Origin of the sequence: Aeromonas sp. FDAARGOS 1416 (assembly GCF_019048085.1) — a bacterium.
GTDB classification, from domain to species: Bacteria; Pseudomonadota; Gammaproteobacteria; order Enterobacterales; family Aeromonadaceae; genus Aeromonas; species Aeromonas veronii.
Genome location: NZ_CP077301.1, coordinates 4,103,441 through 4,123,052, shown reverse-complemented (window position 1 = coordinate 4,123,052; position 19,612 = coordinate 4,103,441). Strand labels below are relative to the sequence as shown.

At 60.8% G+C, this 19,612-nt stretch carries 15 protein-coding genes; 3 read left to right on the top strand and 12 right to left on the bottom strand.

Translation table 11 applies throughout. The features are described 5' to 3' along the window. Window positions 1–35: 35 nt before the first annotated feature. On the bottom strand, window positions 36–899 hold the full coding sequence (locus I6L46_RS18770) for an MSHA biogenesis protein MshI (protein WP_216976688.1): 864 nt from the start codon (window positions 897–899) through the stop codon (window positions 36–38). A gap of 87 nt (window positions 900–986) precedes the next feature. Between I6L46_RS18770 and I6L46_RS18765 the strand changes: the two genes are divergently transcribed. Further along, complete coding sequence (locus tag I6L46_RS18765) at window positions 987–1,910, top strand: 1-aminocyclopropane-1-carboxylate deaminase/D-cysteine desulfhydrase (protein ID WP_216976686.1); 924 nt, start codon at window positions 987–989, stop codon at window positions 1,908–1,910. A gap of 76 nt (window positions 1,911–1,986) precedes the next feature. On the opposite strand, the gene I6L46_RS18760 is transcribed toward I6L46_RS18765, so the two are convergent. After that, on the bottom strand, window positions 1,987–3,915 hold the full coding sequence (locus I6L46_RS18760; RefSeq protein ID WP_198303863.1) for an EAL domain-containing protein: 1,929 nt from the start codon (window positions 3,913–3,915) through the stop codon (window positions 1,987–1,989). Window positions 3,916–4,419: 504 nt separating this feature from the next. Here I6L46_RS18760 and I6L46_RS18755 point away from each other — a divergent pair. Continuing rightward, a complete protein-coding gene (locus tag I6L46_RS18755; RefSeq protein WP_216976684.1) occupies window positions 4,420–5,946 on the top strand; it encodes an EAL domain-containing protein in 1,527 nt (508 codons plus the stop codon). Window positions 5,947–6,256: 310 nt separating this feature from the next. After that, on the top strand, window positions 6,257–7,354 hold the full coding sequence (locus tag I6L46_RS18750; protein ID WP_005348596.1) for a calcium:proton antiporter: 1,098 nt from the start codon (window positions 6,257–6,259) through the stop codon (window positions 7,352–7,354). Between the two features lie 145 nt (window positions 7,355–7,499). Here the strand turns inward: I6L46_RS18750 and hutH are convergent, their stop codons facing one another. From hutH to ftsY, 10 genes are all read right to left on the bottom strand, one after another. Beyond that, the gene (gene hutH, locus I6L46_RS18745) at window positions 7,500–9,032 is read right to left on the bottom strand and encodes a histidine ammonia-lyase (RefSeq protein WP_216976682.1); all 1,533 of its coding nucleotides are present in this window, start codon (window positions 9,030–9,032) and stop codon (window positions 7,500–7,502) included. 4 nt (window positions 9,033–9,036) lie between these two features. Further along, entirely contained in the window at window positions 9,037–10,746 is a 1,710-nt protein-coding gene (gene hutU, locus I6L46_RS18740; RefSeq protein WP_216976680.1) for a urocanate hydratase, read from the bottom strand. A 53-nt stretch (window positions 10,747–10,799) separates the two neighbouring features. Further along, on the bottom strand, window positions 10,800–11,744 hold the full coding sequence (hutG, locus tag I6L46_RS18735; protein WP_216976678.1) for a formimidoylglutamase: 945 nt from the start codon (window positions 11,742–11,744) through the stop codon (window positions 10,800–10,802). Then, window positions 11,737–12,972: an imidazolonepropionase gene (gene hutI / locus I6L46_RS18730; RefSeq protein ID WP_254203111.1), complete on the bottom strand. Its 1,236-nt coding sequence runs from the start codon at window positions 12,970–12,972 to the stop codon at window positions 11,737–11,739. The genes hutG and hutI overlap by 8 nt, the downstream gene beginning before the upstream one ends. Before the next feature lie 154 nt (window positions 12,973–13,126). Continuing rightward, entirely contained in the window at window positions 13,127–13,831 is a 705-nt protein-coding gene (gene hutC / locus I6L46_RS18725; RefSeq protein WP_041202733.1) for a histidine utilization repressor, read from the bottom strand. 11 nt (window positions 13,832–13,842) lie between these two features. Beyond that, window positions 13,843–14,502, bottom strand: a complete 660-nt coding sequence (gene can, locus I6L46_RS18720; protein WP_005339998.1) for a carbonate dehydratase — start codon at window positions 14,500–14,502, stop codon at window positions 13,843–13,845. 125 nt (window positions 14,503–14,627) lie between these two features. After that, entirely contained in the window at window positions 14,628–15,482 is an 855-nt protein-coding gene (rpoH, locus tag I6L46_RS18715; RefSeq protein WP_033137699.1) for an RNA polymerase sigma factor RpoH, read from the bottom strand. Window positions 15,483–15,933: 451 nt separating this feature from the next. Further along, window positions 15,934–16,887 carry a permease-like cell division protein FtsX gene (ftsX, locus tag I6L46_RS18710; RefSeq protein WP_005339996.1) on the bottom strand — a complete coding sequence of 318 codons (954 nt, stop codon included), beginning with the start codon at window positions 16,885–16,887 and terminating at the stop codon, window positions 15,934–15,936. Next, window positions 16,887–17,555 carry a cell division ATP-binding protein FtsE gene (gene ftsE, locus I6L46_RS18705; RefSeq protein ID WP_005339995.1) on the bottom strand — a complete coding sequence of 223 codons (669 nt, stop codon included), beginning with the start codon at window positions 17,553–17,555 and terminating at the stop codon, window positions 16,887–16,889. The genes ftsX and ftsE overlap by 1 nt, the downstream gene beginning before the upstream one ends. A gap of 89 nt (window positions 17,556–17,644) precedes the next feature. Next, the gene (ftsY, locus tag I6L46_RS18700) at window positions 17,645–19,594 is read right to left on the bottom strand and encodes a signal recognition particle-docking protein FtsY (RefSeq protein WP_216976676.1); all 1,950 of its coding nucleotides are present in this window, start codon (window positions 19,592–19,594) and stop codon (window positions 17,645–17,647) included. Between the last annotated feature and the right edge of the window lie 18 nt (window positions 19,595–19,612).

Genomic DNA, 19,612 nt, shown 5'->3' with positions numbered 1-19,612 from the left:
CTTGTTGACCATGGCAGCAAGGGGGAATAACACTCTCATTGATCATCCCCCAATGCGGCAGCATAAGCCGAGAGGTATTCGACGCCGGCCAGCACCGCCTTGTTGGCCATGGCGGAGACGGCAAAGCCGAAGGTCTGCTCCATGTGACGCACCAGGGTACCGATAAAGGGCGAAGCGACGGCAAACTGCATCTGCCCCAGCTCGGGCAATTTGAGCTGGCCCGCCAGATAGTCGAGGGAGCGCTGGATCTCCAGCGCCAGTGAATCGAGCAGCATGGCGTCAGGCTCATGTTCGCCGGTCAGGCTGGTGAAACCGCGCAGCTGGCGGGAGAAGCAGAGCCCGCCCTGATGGAAGACCAGCAGTTGCAGATCCTGCCCCTTGGGCTGCCACAGCAGCATGCGCACCGTGTCATCCGCGTCATAGAGAGAGGTGAGCGCCAATTCGTCGCTGATGATGGATTGCAGGGTCGCGATGCCGTTGATGGCATCGGCCAGCTGTTGCACCCGGCTCTTGGGCAGGCAGATCACATTGATGCGCGGACGACCGGCAGGCGGGGTGGGCAAGTCCACATAATCCATCGCCAGTTGCAGCACGGGTTCGCTGACATAATCCTTGATGGCCCAGGGAAGCGCCCCCGCCATCTCGGCGTCAGGCACGGCAGGCTTGTCGATCTGGATCTGTTGATAAAGGCTGGCGGCGAGGGCCACCCGCACCGTAGACTTGGCCAACCCATGACGGCTGAACAGCTCGTTCATGGCCACAGCCCACTCCTGTGGGCCGTTGATGGTGCGCGTCGCGAAGACGGGGGGATTGCCCACCGCAGCCAGCATGATCCTGTCATTGGCCAGCAAGAGCCCGACCTGGCGGCTTGGCGTCGACCGTCTGAACAGTTGTTTCATGTAAGCCCGCCCATCAATAGTGATTAAATGTATGAAATATTAACATAAACAGCAGATTAGCCTCCAGATTAAAAGACGGACTCACCATTGCAAGCCAGCCTTTCCGCCGAGTCAGAGGGTCAAGCCATCCTCCCTTCCCCCCTGCAACGCCTCCACCATCCGTTGCTGACCCGCTATGGTGTCGAGCTGTGGTGCAAGCGGGATGATCTGATCCATCCGGCCATCTCCGGCAACAAGTGGCGCAAGCTCAAGTACCACCTGCTGCATGCCAAAGAGCACGACAAACGGCACCTGCTCTCGTTTGGCGGCGCCTACTCCAATCATATCCACGCGCTGGCGGCAGCGGGGTGCCAATCTGGTCTTCGTACTACCGGTATCATACGGGGCGAATATGACGCCGTCAGTAACTCTACCCTGCGGGATGCCCGGCACTGGGGCATGGATCTCGTTTTTGTCGACCGCCAGAGTTACCGGCGACGGCAGGATCCCGACTGGCTGGCCCAATTCGATGCCCCCGATACCCTGATCGTGCCGGAAGGGGGTAGCAGCCCGCTGGCCATCCCCGGGGTAGCGGAACTGGTCGGCGAAGTGCCCTTCTCGCCGGATCTCTGGGTACTGCCCTGCGCCAGCGGCGGCACTCTGGCGGGCCTGATCGCTGGGAAACAGGATCGGGAGCAGATCCTCGCCATTGCAGTACTGAAAGGAGGCGGCTTTATCGCTGACGAGGTGTGTCGCCTCCATCCCGCGGCTGCCAGCATCCCCGGCTGGCACATCGCGCTCGATCACCACGATGGTGGCTACGCCAAATTCAGCCCGGCCCTCTGGCAGTGGGTGCAGGATTTCAGCACCACGACCGATCTGCCCCTTGAGCCTATCTACAGCGGCAAGGCGATGTGGGGGCTGTTTCGCGAGCTGGTGGCGGGCCGTATCGCCCCCGGCAGCAAAATCGTCTTTATCCACACCGGCGGCATGCAAGGGCTCGCCGGGCTGCGGGAGCAGGGGCGACTGTGAGCCCCGCCTGACGGCAACCGCAAACAACACCGCAAACAACAGAGGGTCGCCCCAAGGCGACCCTCTGTTGTTTATCTCAATCACCAGCCGGTTCCAGCACCAGACGCTGGGGCTCGGCAAACCAGGGCCCCTGCCCGGCATGCACCCCGAGGTGGCGCAGCATCTTCCACTCATCGCCACTCTCCACCCCCACTGCCAGCACCCGGGTGCGAGTATTGGCACAACCGCCTACCAGACTGCGCACCGCCATCTGGTTGACCTGACGGGCATGGATCTCCCGCACCAGGCTGGGGTGCAGCTTGAGGAAATTGATCTCGAACTCCTTGATGTACTGGGTGCTCACCACATCCTGACCGGCATGATCGATGGCCAGCTGGCAACCCAGCATCCGCAAGGAGCGCAGCGGCCGCTTGAGCGCCTCGAAGTGGCGGGTCACCTGGGATTCGGAGAGTTGCAGGATCAGCCGCTCGTTGGTGCTGCGCGGCAGCTGGAACAGGGCGAAGAAGAGCCAGCGCTGGAACTCGCGGTTGAGCAGGCTCTGGGCACTGAGGGTCAGGCTGATGGGGCAGCTCTGCTCGGATCGTTGGCGCAGCAGAGTGAGAGTGCGCTCCGCCACCAGCCGATCCAGTTGCAGCAACAAGCCCACCTTCTCCGCCATCGGCATGAAGATCCCCGCCTGCAAAGCCCGCCCCTGCTCATCGTGCAGATAGGTGAGCAGCTCCTGCTGCAACACCACCTGCCCCCGATCCTGCTGGATCGGCTGGGTGTAAAATTCGATGCCGTGCTCTTCGAGACGGCGGCTGATCAGGGTGCGCCAACGTACCGTCCCCTTGCTGCTCTGCTCCTCATCCAGCTGCTTCTCGTAGAGGAACCAGCCGTTGTGGCCCTGTAGCCGGGCGCTCTTGAGGGCCAGCTCCGCCTCCTCCTGCACCTTGAGCAGGCTGTCTTGTGCCTGATAACAGACGGCGCCGAGATAGACCGCAGTCTCCGGATTGACCTCCTGCGGCCAGTGCAGCCGTTGCAGGCTCTTGAGCAGCTGGCTGGCGCTATCCACCATCTCGCTCTCGGACATATTGGGCAGCAACACCGCAAAGACCTGACCGGCGTAGCGGGCCTGCAGGGCGCCGTTATGCTTGCGCACGAAGGCACCTATGGTGGCGCTCGCCTCCATCATCAAATCGTGCCCCAACAACTCGAACTGATCGGCCTCCAGCTCCTCCAGACAGGCGAGATCGATCAGCAGCACGCCGCCGCTCATCACGCTCGCCTCCATGATGGCGCTCTCCAGCCGGTTGTCGAAAAACAGCCGGTTGCCGATGCCGGTCATCTTGTCGACGAAGGCGTTACTGCGAATGAAGTTGTCGAAGCGGCTGCGCTCCTTGCGGGCATCCGCCAGCTCGGCGAGCAGATGATCGAGGGCCTGACTGGCGGCCACCGGCCACTCTTCGGCGGGGTCATGACTCAGTTTGGAGAGCTTGTCATCGAGGATCAGCTGGGCGCGAATGCCCAGCAGCTCGGCCCCGCGCAGCTGCTGGCGCAGCCAGCGGATGGAGTACCAGAGACCGAACACCACGATAAAAATGCCCAGCGAGATGCCGGACATCGCCTTGATGGAGTATTCCGCCTCCTTGAAGGGGCGCTCCAGTTTGAAGTTGGCCTGCATGCCGGCCTGATGGGGCAGCGGGTGGCTGTATGGCACCAGCAGCTGCTCGTCGACCGGATTGCGCACATCGCGGAACCAGTAGACCCGCTGGTTATTCTGGCGCACCTCCAGCTCTACAACATGGGCAGCCCGCAGCAGGGTAGGCAGCCAATGGCTCATATCTTCCATGTCGTGAGCAACATCGAGCTGCTTGTCGATCACTTCGACCAGCGCATCGACCTTCTTTTGCTGCAACTCCATGCCCAGCTCGCGAAAGCTGAACACCCCGCCAATCAGCACGGTCGCCATGGCTGCGATCACGCAAAGGGTGATAAATGAGACAAGCTGTGTAGTGAGTTTCATGCGCCTTTCCGTATGCCCAGCATCATCCATGTCGCCTCATGGTAGCAGCGGCGATCGGGCCACAGCTATGGATGAAGATCCCGCTTCTGCAATTTAAGCGGGCAAGCATAACCCAAAGCAGAGGGAGAATACCAAGGATGACGGGCTACAGATGCGGGAAAGGGCGGGATGACAGACAGAAAAATGGTCCCTCAAAGGGGACCAAAAGGAACACTCATATCAAAACTAACACTCTGTGCTACTGACAAAAAACAGATACAGGAGTATTGAACACACGGTGAGTCAAACCGCAGGGCTACTCTAATGCAGTTCGGATAAGCTGAGCAATTGTCATTTATGACAGGTCAGCGATTGAATCTAGCCAAAGTTAATAATAAACACATTTAAAATCATGCAGTTAAAAAATCAATCAACAAGTGTGACAACTCGGACTCAAATTGATTGCACTAATGCTCTATGATGGCTAAGTCCATTTGTGTCTCATGAAACTGGCAGGTACTTCCTTTGCGTAAATCACCCGTCTGGATCGCTCTGTTGCTGTTCGTCCTGCCTGTCGTAGGCAGTCAGTTTCTCGGCCTGTGGTTTGCCAAGCCGATGGCCTTTCATTTGCTGGAAGAGAAGGTTGCCGAGCTCAAGGGAGCCATGGCAGTACGCCACCGGGAGCTGGATGCCGCCATCAACAAACAACTGGCACAATTTGAGTTCAACTGCGGCGCCAAAGACATGGAGCTGCTGCGCGATCCTCGCTTCTACAGCACTCATATCCGTCTGCAGGGGCTGGAACTCGCCTCCGGCAACAGCTGCTCCAGCCTGGGGGTGGAGATCCCGCTGATCAAAGAGCTCCAGAATAGCGGGCAGAAGTTCGGCAAACTGGGGATCACCGCCACAGTGGCCAAATACAATACCGAACAGGAGCTGGTGGCCTTTTACCGATCCGGTGACAACCTCGCCTACTGGGTGCTGGATAACAGCTGGAGCCACGACCTGCTGCAACACCCCTGCAGCCACTGCTTCTATCTGGAGTTCAGCCGACAGGATACCGATGCAAGCACAGTCCACTTTCCCCGTGGCGACAAGGAGATCAAACAGGAAGAGAGCAATATCAGCCTCAGTTTCTTCGATCCCAATGAACTCACCAAACAGACGGTCTGGGCGGGAAAAGCGCTGGAGCAATATGCCTATGACCAACTCAATCACTACGGTCTCTGGTTCGGGATCGCGCTCGGCGCCCTGTTAAGCGTCACATACTGGCTGCTGCGCAGCTATCGGCGCTCCCTCAAGGGACTGCTGCAAACAGGATTGATCCGCAAGGAATTTATTCCCCTCTACCAGCCGATAGTGGATGCCCGTACCCACCAAGTGGTGGGATTCGAGGCGCTGCTGCGCTGGCAGCGGGGAAGCGAGCTGATCCCCCCGGGCACCTTTATCGAATATGCAGAGGAGCAGGGACTGATCCTGCCGATGACCGAACAGTTGCTGGAGCAGGTGATCACTGACCTGCCGCAGCTGGCACCGGAGCAGTGGGTCAGCGTCAATCTGGTGGCGGCCCATATCGAGCAGCCCCTACTGCGCACCTTGCTCGCTCACAGCCAAAACCCCTCACCCACCCGGCTCACCTTCGAGCTGACGGAGCGCAAGCCGATCCTAGACATCAAGGCGGCCACCGAGGAGATCACCCTGCTGCAACAGATGGGTTATCACTTCAAGCTGGATGATTTCGGTACCGGCTACGGCGGCTTTGCCTACCTGCAGAGCCTGGGGATCCGCCAGATCAAGATCGACAAGATGTTCGTCGATACCATAGGCACCAACGACCTCAAGCGCAGCGTACTGGATGCCATCATCGTCTTCGGTCGGGAATCGGGCATGGAGATGATCGCCGAAGGGGTCGAGAGCCAGCTGCAGGTCGACTATCTGAGCCAGCACGGCGTCTATCTGATCCAGGGCTACTTCTTCGGCAAACCCATGCCGCTGAAGATACTGACCCACTGGCAACGGGAGTGGCAGCTGCAACACCAGAAGGCCAGCTAACGCAGAGATGGCAGGATTTGGCCGTGAAACGGTTTGGCCAGCGGCTCGACATCATCAGGTTGATGCTGGCGGTAGCGCCGTAACCCAGCCCGGACATCAGGCGGGTAAATCCCCCTGCAGACCCAGGCCCGGCTCCATGGTGAAATCGAACCGTCTCCTGCCACCCCTTATTTACATTCAGCAACAAAATGATCTGCCCTGACGGGGATAACTCCCTTTATCATAGGGCGCCGGTTATCGTGCAACTGATAACCGGGCAGCCTGTTTATGTCATCTGGTCGTCAAGACCCCCAATAGAGAACCATTGCCTATGAAGACAGTTATCCGGCAAGAGATTGCCCTGCCCGTTGGCCTGCTGACCCTGCTCTTTTTCAAGACCCTGGGCAGTGACCTGCTGACAGAGACAACTCCGCTCGGGATCTATCTTCCGGTTTCGGCGGCACTACTGGCCATCGTCACCTGGGCCATCTTCTCGGTGGTGCGCCACTCCGATGCCCTCGCCATCAAGCTGGGCGAGCCCTTCGGCACCCTGATCCTCACCCTCTCGGTCATCTCGCTGGAGGTGGTGATGATCTCCTCGGTGATGCTGACCGGTGAGCCCAACCCCACCATGGCCCGCGATACCATGTTTGCGGTAGTGATGCTGGTGAGTACCGGTCTGGTGGGCTTCACCCTGCTGTTTGGCGGCTGGCGCTACCACACCCAGAGCTTCAATCTGGACGGGGTGAAATCCTATCTGGTGGCCATCATCCCGCTCGCCCTGCTCTGTCTGGTGCTGCCCAACTTCACCGAGGGTGGTGCAATCGGCAGTATGTCGCGCGCCATGTCGTGGATGCTGATCATCATCTCGATCCTGCTCTACGGGGTCTTTCTGCTGATCCAGACCCGCAGCCACAGCCACTTCTTCGTCGACAGCGATCACGAGGATTATGAGGAGCACCACGGCCCGCTGCAGAGCAACGTCTATCACACCATCCTGCTGCTCGCCTACCTGCTGGTGGTAATCCTGCTGGCCAAGACCCTGGCCATCCCCATCAACTACGGGGTGCATGTGATGGAAGCACCCGCCGCACTGGGCGGCTTTATCGTCGCCTGCATCGTGCTCGCCCCCGAAGCAGTCGGCGCCATCAAAGCCGCCTTCAACAACCAGCTGCAGCGGGCAATGAACCTCTACTTCGGCTCGGTGCTGGCCACCATCGCCCTCACCGTGCCTGCCGTGCTCTTTATCGGCTCCATGCTGGATCAGGAGGTACGCCTCGGCCTCTCCCCCGCCGATATGGTGCTGCTGGTCACGACTTTGATGGTCTGTAAAGTAACCTTCAGCAGCGGCCGCACCAATGTGCTCCATGGTGCGACCCATCTGGTGTTGTTCGTGGTTTATCTGTTCCTGATGTTCGAACACGAATAACCGCGTTCAACCAACGTCAGAAACGCAAAGACCGCCCGATTGGGCGGTCTTTTGTCATCTGCTCCCGGCTCTCACCGGCGCCTGTGAAGCGGCGTCCCCCTCATCCCCTACCCTTCTCCCGCCAGGGGAGAAGGGGGATCAAGGCTTACAGGCTGGGCAGCACCCCGGCCGGGATCAGGTCGTTGTAGCTGGCACGGCCCAGCAGGGCGGCGGCCGCCTCGATATCCGGCGCGAAGTACCTGTCCTTGTCGTAGAAGCTCACCTCTGCCCGCAGTCGTCCCTTGGCCAGCTCGATCAGCTCGGTACTGCGCAGGGGAGCACGAAAATCCAGTCCTTGCGCTGCCGCCAGAAGTTCGACAGCCAGAATGCCACGGGTGTTCTCGGCCATATCGGCAAGCCGGCGGCCGGCGAAGGTCGCCATGGAGACGTGATCCTCCTGATTGGCCGACGTAGGCAGGCTATCCACCGAGGCGGGATGGGCCAAAGTCTTGTTCTCGGAGGCCAGCGCCGCCGAGGTGACCTGAGCGATCATAAAGCCGGAGTTGACCCCGCCGTTGTTGACCAGAAACGCCGGCAGACCGGACATCCGAGAGTCAATCAGCAGTGCCATGCGCCGCTCTGAAAGGGAGCCGATTTCGGCGATGGCCAGCGCCAGATTATCGGCGGCGAAGGCCACCGGCTCGGCGTGGAAGTTGCCGCCGGAGAGGATGTCTTCATCCTCGGCAAACACCAGCGGGTTGTCGGAGACCGCGTTGGCCTCGCACACCAGCACCTCGGCGGCCTGACGGATCTGGGTCAGGCAGGCACCCATCACCTGCGGCTGGCAGCGCAATGAGTAGGGATCCTGCACCTTCTCGCAGTTGTGATGGGACATGCCGATCTCGCTGCCATCCACCAGCAGGTGGCGATAGCAGGTGGCCGCGTCGATCTGGCCACGCTGACCACGCACCACGTGGATGCGAGCATCGAATGGACGGCGGCTGCCCAACGCGGCCTCCACGCTCATGGCACCTATGGTGATGGCACCGGCGTAGAGATCCTCGGCGTGGAACAGCCCTTCCAGCGCGAAGGCGGTGCTCGCCTGGGTGCCGTTGAGCAGCGCCAATCCTTCTTTGGGTGCCAGCGCGATGGGCTCCAGCCCGGCAATTTTCAGCGCAGTGGCGGCGTCGATCAGCTCGCCCTTGTGGCGGGCCTTGCCTTCACCGATCAGCAAGCAGCTCATATGGGCCAGCGGCGCCAGATCGCCGGAGGCGCCGACGGAGCCCTTCTTCGGCACCACCGGATAGACTTCGGCGTTGATGAGGGTCATCAGGGCCTCAAGCACCGTCAGCCGGATGCCGGAGAAGCCCCGCGCCAGCGAGTTGAGTTTGAGCACCATCATCAACCGTACAGTGGCGTCATCCATGTATTCGCCGATGCCAGCGGCATGGGAGAGCACGATGGAGCGCTGAAGCTCGTCCAGCTGCTCCACCGGAATGCGGGTGTTGGCCAACAGACCAAAGCCGGTGTTGATGCCGTACACCACGCGTCCCTGCTCGATCACCCGGGAGACAGTGGCGGCAGAGGCGTGGATCGCCGGCAACGCCGCCGGATCCAGTGCAATATGTACCGGCTCGCGGCTGACGCGGCGCAGGGTGGCAAGATCCAGCTCGCCCGGGGTAATAGTCAATTCAAACATGGTGTTACACCTTTCCTTTGACACCGTTGGCGCCGTCAATCATCGGCAGATCCAGTTTCGCCTCGCGGGCGCAGTTGATGGCAATCTCGTAGCCCGCATCGGCATGGCGCATCACGCCGGTGGCAGGGTCGTTGCGCAGCACGCGGCCGACCCGCTTGGCAGCGTCATCGGAGCCGTCGCAGACGATCACCACGCCGGAGTGCTGGGAGAAGCCCATGCCGACCCCGCCGCCGTGGTGCAGGGAGACCCAGGTCGCGCCGCCAGCGGTGTTGAGCAGGGCGTTGAGCAGCGGCCAGTCGGAGACGGCATCGGAGCCATCCATCATCGACTCGGTCTCGCGGTTCGGACTCGCCACCGAGCCGGAATCCAGATGGTCGCGGCCAATGACGATGGGGGCTTTCAGCTCACCGTTTTTCACCATCTCGTTGAAGGCCAGACCGAGGCGTACCCGATCCTTGACCCCGACCCAGCAGATCCGCGCCGGCAGCCCCTGAAACGCGATGCGCTCGCGGGCCATGTCGAGCCAGTTGTGCAGATGAGGATCATCGGGGATCAGCTCTTTCACCTTCTGATCGGTCTTATAGATATCTTCCGGATCGCCGGAGAGGGCCACCCAGCGGAACGGGCCTATCCCCTCGCAGAACAGCGGGCGGATATAGGCGGGGACGAAGCCGGGGAAGTCGAACGCGTTCACAACCCCCTCCTCAAGCGCCATCTGACGGATGTTGTTGCCGTAATCCAGAGTCGCCGCGCCGCGCTCTTGCAGGGTCAGCATCGCCTCCACCTGACGGGCCATGGAGCGACGGGCGGCCAGATTCACCTCCTGCGGGGCACTCTGCTGCAGCTCGCGCCACTTTGCCACGCTCCAGCCCTGCGGCAGGTAGCCGTGGATCGGATCATGGGCGGAGGTCTGGTCGGTCACCACATCCGGGGTGATGCCACGGGCCACCAATTCGGCAAAGACGTCGGCGGCGTTGCCAAGCAGACCGACGGAGACGGCGGCGCCGCTCTGCTTGGCCTCATCGACCATGGCCAGCGCCTCATCCAGACTGTGAGCCTTCTTGTCCACATAACGGGTGCGCAGACGAAAATCGATGCGAGTCTCGTCGCACTCCACGGCGATCATCGAGAAACCGGCCATGGTGGCGGCCAGCGGCTGGGCACCACCCATACCGCCGAGCCCACCAGTGAGGATCCAGCGCCCTTTGGGTTCACCGTTGAAGTGCTGGTTGGCCACTGCGAAGAAGGTCTCGTAGGTGCCCTGCACGATCCCCTGAGTGCCGATGTAGATCCATGAACCCGCGGTCATCTGGCCGTACATCATCAGGCCCTTCTTATCGAGCTCATTGAAGTGCTCCCAGTTGGCCCAGTGCGGCACCATATTGGAGTTGGCGATCAGCACCCGCGGTGCATCCTTGTGGGTCTGGAACACCCCGACCGGCTTGCCGGATTGCACCAGCAGGGTCTGATCCTCCTCGAGCCGGGTCAGCACCTCGACGATCTTGTCAAAGCAGGCCCAGTTGCGGGCAGCACGACCGATGCCGCCATAGACCACCAGCGACTGGGGATGCTCAGCCACCTCGGGATCCAGGTTGTTCATCAGCATCCGCAGCGGCGCTTCGGTGAGCCAGCTCTTGGCGGTCAGTTCAGTGCCGCGCGGGGCACGGATCACGCGGTTCGGATCATGACGGGGATCCTGCTGTTGCACAGACATACACACTCCTTGTTGTATCAATAGGGTGCCTTCGGCGACGGGCGGCCAAAGGGTTAACGGGTCAACAGATGAACCAGCCGCGCGGCCACGCGGGCACTGCGGTTATCCTGATCCAGCGTCGGGTTGTACTCGGCCAGATCGGCAAGCCTGAGCTTGCCGCTGGCCCGGATATGAGCGATCAGCGGTTCGATCACCGCCAGCTCCACGCCGCGAGCGGCGGGGGCACTCACTCCCGGCATAACGGCCGCCGGCAGCACGTCGAGATCGATGGTCAGATAGAGGTGATCACAATCGGCGATAAAGGCGTCCAGCCCGCTTAGCAAGGCTGGCAGCCCGGTCTGGGTCATCGCCTCGTCCAGCACATGCCACACTCCCAGCGTCTTGGCGCGGGCAAACAGGGCTTGGGTATTGGCGGTCTCGGCCACCCCGAGGCAGGCGTAGTGAAACGGTGTGCCCTGAGCGGCGCACTGCTCGGCGATCTGGAAGAAGGGGGTACCGGAGCTGGCCAATTCCTGCTTCATGCGCAGGTCGAAGTGGGCGTCGAGGTTGATGATGCCTATCTTGCCATTGCCGCCCAGATGATTGTTAAGGCCGCTCCAGCTACCGAAAGCCACCTCGTGGCCGCCCCCCAGCACCAGCGGGAAGTGGCCCAGATCAAGCGCAGCGGCGACCCGCTCGGCCAGATGGCCGTGGGCGGCGTCGAGATCGCCGTCGGGGCAACTCACATCCCCACCATCGTAGACGGGTCGATTTAGATGCCAGGCAGTGTTGGCCAGCAGCTTGCGCACCGCCAGCGGCGCACCGGCAGCACCAATGCGCCCCTTGTTGCGGCGAACCCCTTCATCGCAGGCAAAACCGAGCAGCACTACACCAGCTGCTTCTTGTGCCCCGGCGGCCCAGGGCTGCACCTTGTCGTGCCAACGCAGGGCCAGTTCGCCATCTTCCGGATCCTGTCGTCCCTGCCAGAGCGCCATGTCGACCGGGTTGAACTTATCCATGGAGGGTCTCCTCGCCGTTGAAGATGCGGCCTGCCAGCTGATCGACGCCGACCATGTAGCTCAGCTCGGCCGGATGGGCGCAGTGCCAGATCAGAAAATCGGCCGCCATGCCCGCCTTGAGCTGGCCAAGGCGATCCTGCTCGCCGAGCGCTTTAGCGGCGTGACGGGTCACCCCGACCATGGCCTCCAGCGGGGTCAGGCCAAACAGGGTACAGGCCATGTTCATGGCCATCCGCAGCGAGACGATGGGGGCCGTGCCCGGGTTGATGTCGGAGGAGACCGCCATCGCCACCCCCGCCTTGCGCAGCGCGGCGACCGGCGGCAGCTTGGTCTCCTTGAGGAAGTAAAAGGCGGTGGGCAGCAGGGTGGCGACCACGCCGCGATGGGCAAGCGCCAGGATCCCTTCCGGATCCAGATACTCCAGATGATCCACCGAGAGGGCGCCAAAGTTGGCAGCGAGGGTGCTGCCACCGAGATTGGAGAGCTGATCCATATGCCCCTTCACCGGCAGGCCGTACTGATCCGCCGCCAGATAAACCTGCTCGGTCTGGGCCAGCGAGAAGCCGATGTGCTCGCAGAAGACATCCACCGCATCAGCCAGACCCGCCTCGGCTGCGGCCGGAATGATCTCCTGACAGATGGTCTCGACCCAGCTGTCGGGATCGTCGCGATACTCCGGCGGCACCGCATGGGCCGCCAGCAGAGTGGTTTTGACCCGGATCGGCAACGCCTCTCCCAGTCGACGGGCCACCCGCAGCATCTTGAGTTCATCATCCAGCGTCAGGCCATAGCCGGACTTGATCTCCACCGTGGTGACCCCTTCGCGGATCAGGGATGTCACCCTCGGCAGCGCCAGCTCGAACAATTGCTCTTCGCTGGCGGCACGGGTGGCACGCACCGTGCTGATGATGCCGCCACCCCGACGGGCGATCTCGGCATAGGGCACCCCTTTCTGGCGCAGTTCAAACTCTTCGGCACGGCTGCCGGCGAAGATGAGGTGTGTATGGCAATCGATAAGGCCGGGGGTGACCAGCTTGCCCTGCATATCCTGCCAGTGAGCAGGATACGGCCCCTTCAGTTCGGCCATCGGCACCAGCGCGTGGATCTTGCCATCCTTCACGCCGATGGCGTGGAGCGGCAGCAGGCCGTAGTCGGCCAGCTCATCATTCAGGGTGGCGGGTGTCACGTTGAGCCAGACACGCTCGCAGTTCAACAGTTCCTTGTTCATAGCGACCTCAAATGTATATACATATTCTTATAGTCGATCTCTATGACGAAAGAAAGAGCGAAATTCACATCCTGATAACAGCATCAAACTTAGAGTTTAAGCGCAAAAAAGCCCACCAGGAGGTGGGCTTTGCAAAATCGAGTTGTATATACATTCACTCCAACTGAGTCTTGGAGCTGAGCTTGTAGCGGGAACCGGGGGAGAGCAAACGGGCGTAGGAGACCAGATGCCCCTCCGACCAGGTACGCCGGTGCAACAACAGGCAGGGGGAATCTACGCGGATCTGCAACAATCCCGCCTCACCGGCGCTGGGTAACACGGCTTCCACTACGTGCTCCATCTCGGAGAGGGGGCAGACATCCATCAGATAGCGGTTGGGAGTTTGCAGGGTGAAATCCTGCTCGCCATAGCCAGGCAGGCGCCCGGCATCGACAAAGCGCTCCTCCAATTGCAACGGCTCCCCATCGGCCTGATGGACGATCAAGCTGTGAAAGATGGGGGCGCCCACCCGCAGCCCCAGCTGTACCGCCACCTTCTCGTCGGCGGCCAGTCTCTGCAGCCGGATCACCCGGGCGCTGTACTCACCGCCACGCTCGGCGATCTCGTCGGCAATATTGCGAATAGCCAGCAGCGGCGACTCGGTGCGCCTGTCCGCCACGAAGCTACCGGAACCGGCGGTACGTACCAGCCACCCCTCAGCCACCAGTTCCCGCAGCGCCCGGTTGACCGTCATCCGGCTCACGGTGAACTGCTCGCACAGGGCCGCTTCGGTCGGGATCCTGTCCCCCGCCTGATAGTGGCGTTCGCGGATCCCGTCCAGAATGTGCTGCTTGATCTGCAGATAGAGGGCTGGCGCCACCATGAAGCTCCCTAGCGCCGACGGTGGGGCGGACGCATGTCCGGCCAGGCGCGATAGACATCGGGGATCTGATCCGGGCCGCTGATGCAAAGATCGAGATCGTGCAGCAGACCGTCTTTAATCCCGTAGATCCAGCCATGCACCGCCAGCTCCTGCCCCTTGCGCCAGGCGTTCTGGATGATGGTGGTGTGGCAGACGTTGGCGACCTGCTCGGCCACGTTCAGCTCGCACAGGTAGTCGAAGCGCTCGTGCTCATCCTCGATGGCCTCGAGCTCTTCACCATATTTGAAGTAGACATCCTTGATGTTGCGCAGCCAGTTGTCGATGAGACCCAACTCCTGGTTCTGCATCGCGGCCTTGACGCCGCCGCAACCGTAATGACCGCAGACGATGATGTGCTTCACCTTGAGCACTTCCACCGCGTATTGCAGCACGGAGAGGCAGTTGAAATCGGTATGCACCACCAGATTGGCGACGTTGCGGTGGACGAAGACATCCCCCGGCAGCAAGCCCATCAGCTGGTTGGCGGGGACCCGGCTGTCGGAACAACCAATCCAGAGGTATTCGGGGGCCTGCTGGGCAGAAAGAGTGGCAAAGAAAGCGGGATCTTCGGCTTTGATCCGTTCGGCCCACTCACGGTTGTTGGTAAACAGGTCGTTCAACAGTTTCACTTCTGCTCTCCCTAATGTGGCAGTGGCGGCAACATAACACACTCAAGGGTAACCAAAGCAAGGCCGACCAGATCCTTGCGAAACAAAAACAGGGCCATAAGGCCCTGTTTTTATGAGAGGAAGCATCAGGCTTCCATGGCATCTTTCAGCTTCTTGAGTGCGTTTTTCTCAAGCTGACGCACACGCTCGGCAGAGACGCCGTAGGTATCGGCCAGCTCCTGCAGAGTGGTCTTGCTGTCATCATCGAGCCAGCGGGCGCGGATGATGTGCTGGCTGCGCTCATCCAGAGTGGCGAGGGCCGAGCTCAGACGACGGGTCGCATGATCGTCCCAGTTGTCATTCTCGATGGTCGCGGCCAGATCGGAGGATTTGTCCTCCAGATAGTGAACCGGAGCAAAACCGCCCTCTTCCTCATCATCACCAACCAGATCGAACGCCTGATCGTAGTTGGCCATCCGCGCTTCCATCTCGGTCACATCGCTTGCAGAGACGCCGAGATCGGCCGCCACGGCCTGAACCTCTTCGTGGTTCAGCCAGCCCAGACGTTTTTTGGATTTGCGCAGGTTGAAGAAGAGCTTGCGCTGGGCCTTGGTGGTCGCCACCTTGACCATGCGCCAGTTGCGCAGGACATATTCGTGAATTTCGGCCTTGATCCAGTGCACGGCAAAGGAGACCAGACGCACGCCGACCGTCGGGTCGAAGCGCTTGACCGCCTTCATCAGGCCGATGTTGCCTTCCTGAACCAGATCGGCCTGAGGCAGACCGTAACCGGCATAACTCTTGGCGACATGAACGACAAAGCGCAGATGCGACATAACCAGCTGACGAGCAGCCTCGAGATCGCCATCCTGCTGCAAACGCTCAGCCAGTTCACGCTCTTCCTCTGCGCTCAGCACAGGAATAGAGTTTACTGCCTGGATATAGCCTTCCAGACTACCTTGCGGAATCAGAGCCATAGTGCGCTGCAATGAAGTTCCCATCTGTTACCTCTTACTTTTCAATCGAATCAGTCTAACACCCTGAGAGGGTCTGTCTACTGACCGGATGCCATTCTGCGGCGTGTATCAAAGAACATGCCCAGTTTTAGACCGGCTTATCTTAAGCCTGCAGGATGAATCATGAATGAACAGTCAAAAAAAGGGGGTCACAATGAAGGACCCCCGAAAAGTAGCATGCTAAGTCCATTGTTGCGGAGCTCGCAACCTTCACATGCTTGCCAAGTCTGACGAGCAAGGCAGAGGGGCCACACCCGTATAAATGCTTCAGCTTTAATAGACTGCTTATAAATCAGAAGGTTCACTGGATCTAGCGAAGATCCGGAAGATCATTGTTATTCAGAATACTCTGACTATGGGGGCCAAGCCAGAAACGGCCCCTCTTTTACTTGATCCGCCTCTCAAAATCCAGCGATTTACTTTGATGACAAAGTAATCAGGATGGTTCGATGTCGCGAATGTGGCGATGGACCGAGAACCAGGAGGCAATCAGCCCCAGCAGGGCGCCCAGCAAGATCAGATTGATCCCGTCTACCGCCCCCATGCCAACCAGCCGGAAGTTACTGTTATACAAGCCCGCCAGCTCCTTCACCACCCCTTCGCTCCAGATCACCATCACTTCGGTCAGCCACCAGGCCAGCATGCCGCCGATCACCCCGAACCAGATGCCGGTATAGAGGAAAGGGCGATGAATGAAGGAGTCGGTCGCCCCCACCAGCTTGAGCACTTCAATCTCGGAACGCTGGTTGAGGATGTTGAGACGCAGGGTATTGCCGACGATCAGCAACACGGCGGAGAGTAGCAGCACGGCGATACCGGTAATGGTGTGGCGCAGCAGGTTCATGATCCCCTGCAGCCGGGTCAGCCACTGCAGATCCAGCTTGCCCTGTTCGACCCCCACTTCGTTGTTGAGCTTGCTGAGCAGCTCGGCGGCCCCTTCCGGGTTCTGCCAGCGCGGATCCGGGATCACGCTCAGCACCGGCGGTAGCGGGTTGCTGTCCAGATAATCGAGGGCATCGCCGAAGCCGGAGATCTCGCGAAACTCCCGCAACGCATCGTCACGGCTCAGGTAGGTGACCGAATCCACTTCGGGATAGAGCAGGATCCTGTGTTGCAGATCGAGAATGCTCTGCTCCGGCAGATCCTTGCGCAGGTAAAGAGAGATCTGGGAACTGCTCTGCCAACTCCCCTCCACCACCTCGGCGTTTTTCAGCAACACGTGGAAACAGGAGGGCAGCGCCAGACTGACGCCAAGCACCGCCAGCGTCATCAGGGAGGCGAGCGGATTGCGCCACAGCTCCCCGAGACTGGCAAACGCCTGCCGCACATGATCAACCCCGTACATCATCAGACGGCGCAGCGGCGGTTGCTTATGACGAACGATAGCCATCAGAGCTCCTCCCCGGCCGAATACATGCGGCCCGCCTTGAGGGTCAGGGTGCGATAGCGCATACGGGCGATCAGCCCCAGATCGTGGGTGGCAATCAGTACCGAGACCCCAAAATTGTTGAACTCCTGGAATAGCCGCATGATATCCATGGAGAGCTGGGGATCCAGGTTGCCGGTCGGTTCATCCGCCAGCAGCAGCGGCGGCTTGTTGACGATGGCGCGGGCGATGCCGACCCGCTGCTGCTCACCACCGGAGAGCATGCGCGGCTGGTAGCGCTCCTTGCCGAGCAACCCCACCTTGTCCAGCGCCGCCGCCACCCGCTTGTTGATATCGGCGTGGCTGTAACCATCGATCACCAGCGGCAGCGCCACGTTGTCGAACACGGTGCGGTCCATCAGCAGGCGGTGATCCTGAAAGATCATCCCGATCTGGCGGCGAACATAGGGGATCTGGCTGCGCTGGATATGGCTAACATCATCGCCATGAAAGAAGACACGACCATCGGTCGGGCGCTCCATCACGCTGATCAGTTTGAGGAGGGTACTCTTGCCCGCCCCCGAGTGCCCGGTCAGAAAGGCCATCTCTCCCTTGCGCAGGTGAAAGCTGACCTTTTGCAGCGCCTGATGGCCGCCGCTGTATACCTTGCTGACCTTGTCAAAACGAATCATAACGGTTCCCTGAAATTGACAAACCCCGACCGGAGTCGGGGTATGGAACACTTACTCATCACGGCTGAGCTGACTCATCGCGGCCGGACTTATTCATCGCGGCTGAAGAGCGCCTCGATGAAATCGTTGGCAACGAAGGGACGCAGATCGTCGATCCCCTCGCCCACCCCGATATAGCGGATCGGGATCTGGAACTTGTCGGCCACCGCGAAGATGACGCCGCCCTTGGCCGTGCCATCCAGCTTGGTGAGGGTGATGCCGGTCAGGCCAACCGCCTCGCTGAACAGCTTGGCCTGGCTCAGGGCGTTCTGGCCGGTGCCTGCATCCAGAGTCAGCATGATCTCGTGGGGCGCCTCTTCATCCAGCTTCTTCATCACCCGCACGACCTTCTTGAGCTCTTCCATCAGGTTGCTCTTGTTCTGCAGGCGACCGGCGGTGTCGGCGATCAGCACATCAGCCCCGCGGGAGCGGGCGGCCTCGATGGCGTCATAAATGACGGAAGCGGAGTCGGCACCGGTATGCTGGGCAATCACCGGAATGTTGTTGCGCTGACCCCAAACCTGCAGCTGTTCGACCGCTGCGGCACGGAAGGTGTCACCCGCCGCCAGCATCACGCTCTTGCCTTCAGCCTGGAACTGCTTGGCCAGCTTGCCGATGGTAGTGGTCTTGCCAACGCCATTCACGCCGACCATCAGGATCACATAAGGCTTCTTGCTGGTGTCGATCACCAGCGGCTGCTCGACCTTGGCCAGCATCTCGCCCATGTCCTGCTTGAGCAGACCATAGAGCGCCTCGGCATCCTTGAGCTGTTTGCGATCCGCGTGCTGCACCAGCCCCTCGATGATGCGGGTGGTGGTGTCGACGCCGAGATCGGCGGTCAGCAGCTGGGTTTCCAGCTCTTCGAACAGCTCATCGTCGATCTTCTTGCCACGGAACAGGCCGAAGAAACCTGAGCCGATATTCTCTTTGGTGCGCACCAGACTGCGCTTGAGGCGAGCAAAGAAGCCCTCCCGCTGCGGCTTGTCCTGGGTGTCGTCGTCCACCTTGGCGGCCAGCGGCAGAGCAGCCAGTGCGGCGGCCTCAGCCTCCATCGCGGCGACCAGGCGCATATCTTCCGCGCGCTGGGCCTCTTTGGCGATACGGGCTTCTTCCGCAGCCTGAGCTTCAGCGGCAATACGAGCTTCTTCCGCGGCACGAGCCTCGGCAGCGATACGGGCCTCTTCCGCAGCGCGGGCTTCGTCAGCAATACGAGCCTCTTCCGCAGCGCGGGCTTCGGCAGCAATACGAGCCTCTTCCGCAGCGCGGGCTTCGTCAGCGATACGTGCCTCTTCCGCAGCGCGAGCTTCGGCGGCAATGCGAGATTCTTCCGCGGCGCGGGCTTCTGCAGCAATGCGAGCCTCTTCTGCGGTGCGAGCCTCGGCGGCGATACGAGCCTCTTCCGCAGCGCGGGCCTCGGCAGCAATGCGAGCTTCTTCCGCAGCGCGGGCTTCGGCAGCAATGCGAGCTTCTTCCGCAGCACGAGCTTCGGCGGCGATGCGGGCCTCTTCTGCGGCGCGGGCTTCGGCAGCAATGCGAGCCTCTTCGGCAGCACGAGCTTCGGCGGCGATGCGGGCCTCTTCTGCGGCGCGGGCTTCGGCAGCAATGCGAGCCTCTTCGGCAGCCTTGACCTCAGCGGCTTGCGCCTCTGCGGCAGTGCGAGCGGCTTCAGCGGCACGCTCCTCTTCGGCGATCAGCGCTTCGTTGACGATCACCGGCTCCAGATCGGAGGCGCACTCCTCCACTACCAGCGGGCCGTGGTCGTCCAGCTCGGTCGGCAGGCAGCAATCATCTTGCAAAACGGGATTCTGTGCGCTGGCAGGCACTTCGGGGGCAACAGCCGGCGTACTATCGGAAACAGTTGTATCGGAAACGGGAGCGGGGGTAGCAGTGACCTCGGGCTCAACGGTAACGGGGGTGGCTTGGGGTGTCTGTGGTTGGACAGCCTCAGCCTCTTCTTTCTTGCGGCCGAAACCCAGCCAGGAAAACAAACCTTTTGCCATCTAAAAATACTCACATCA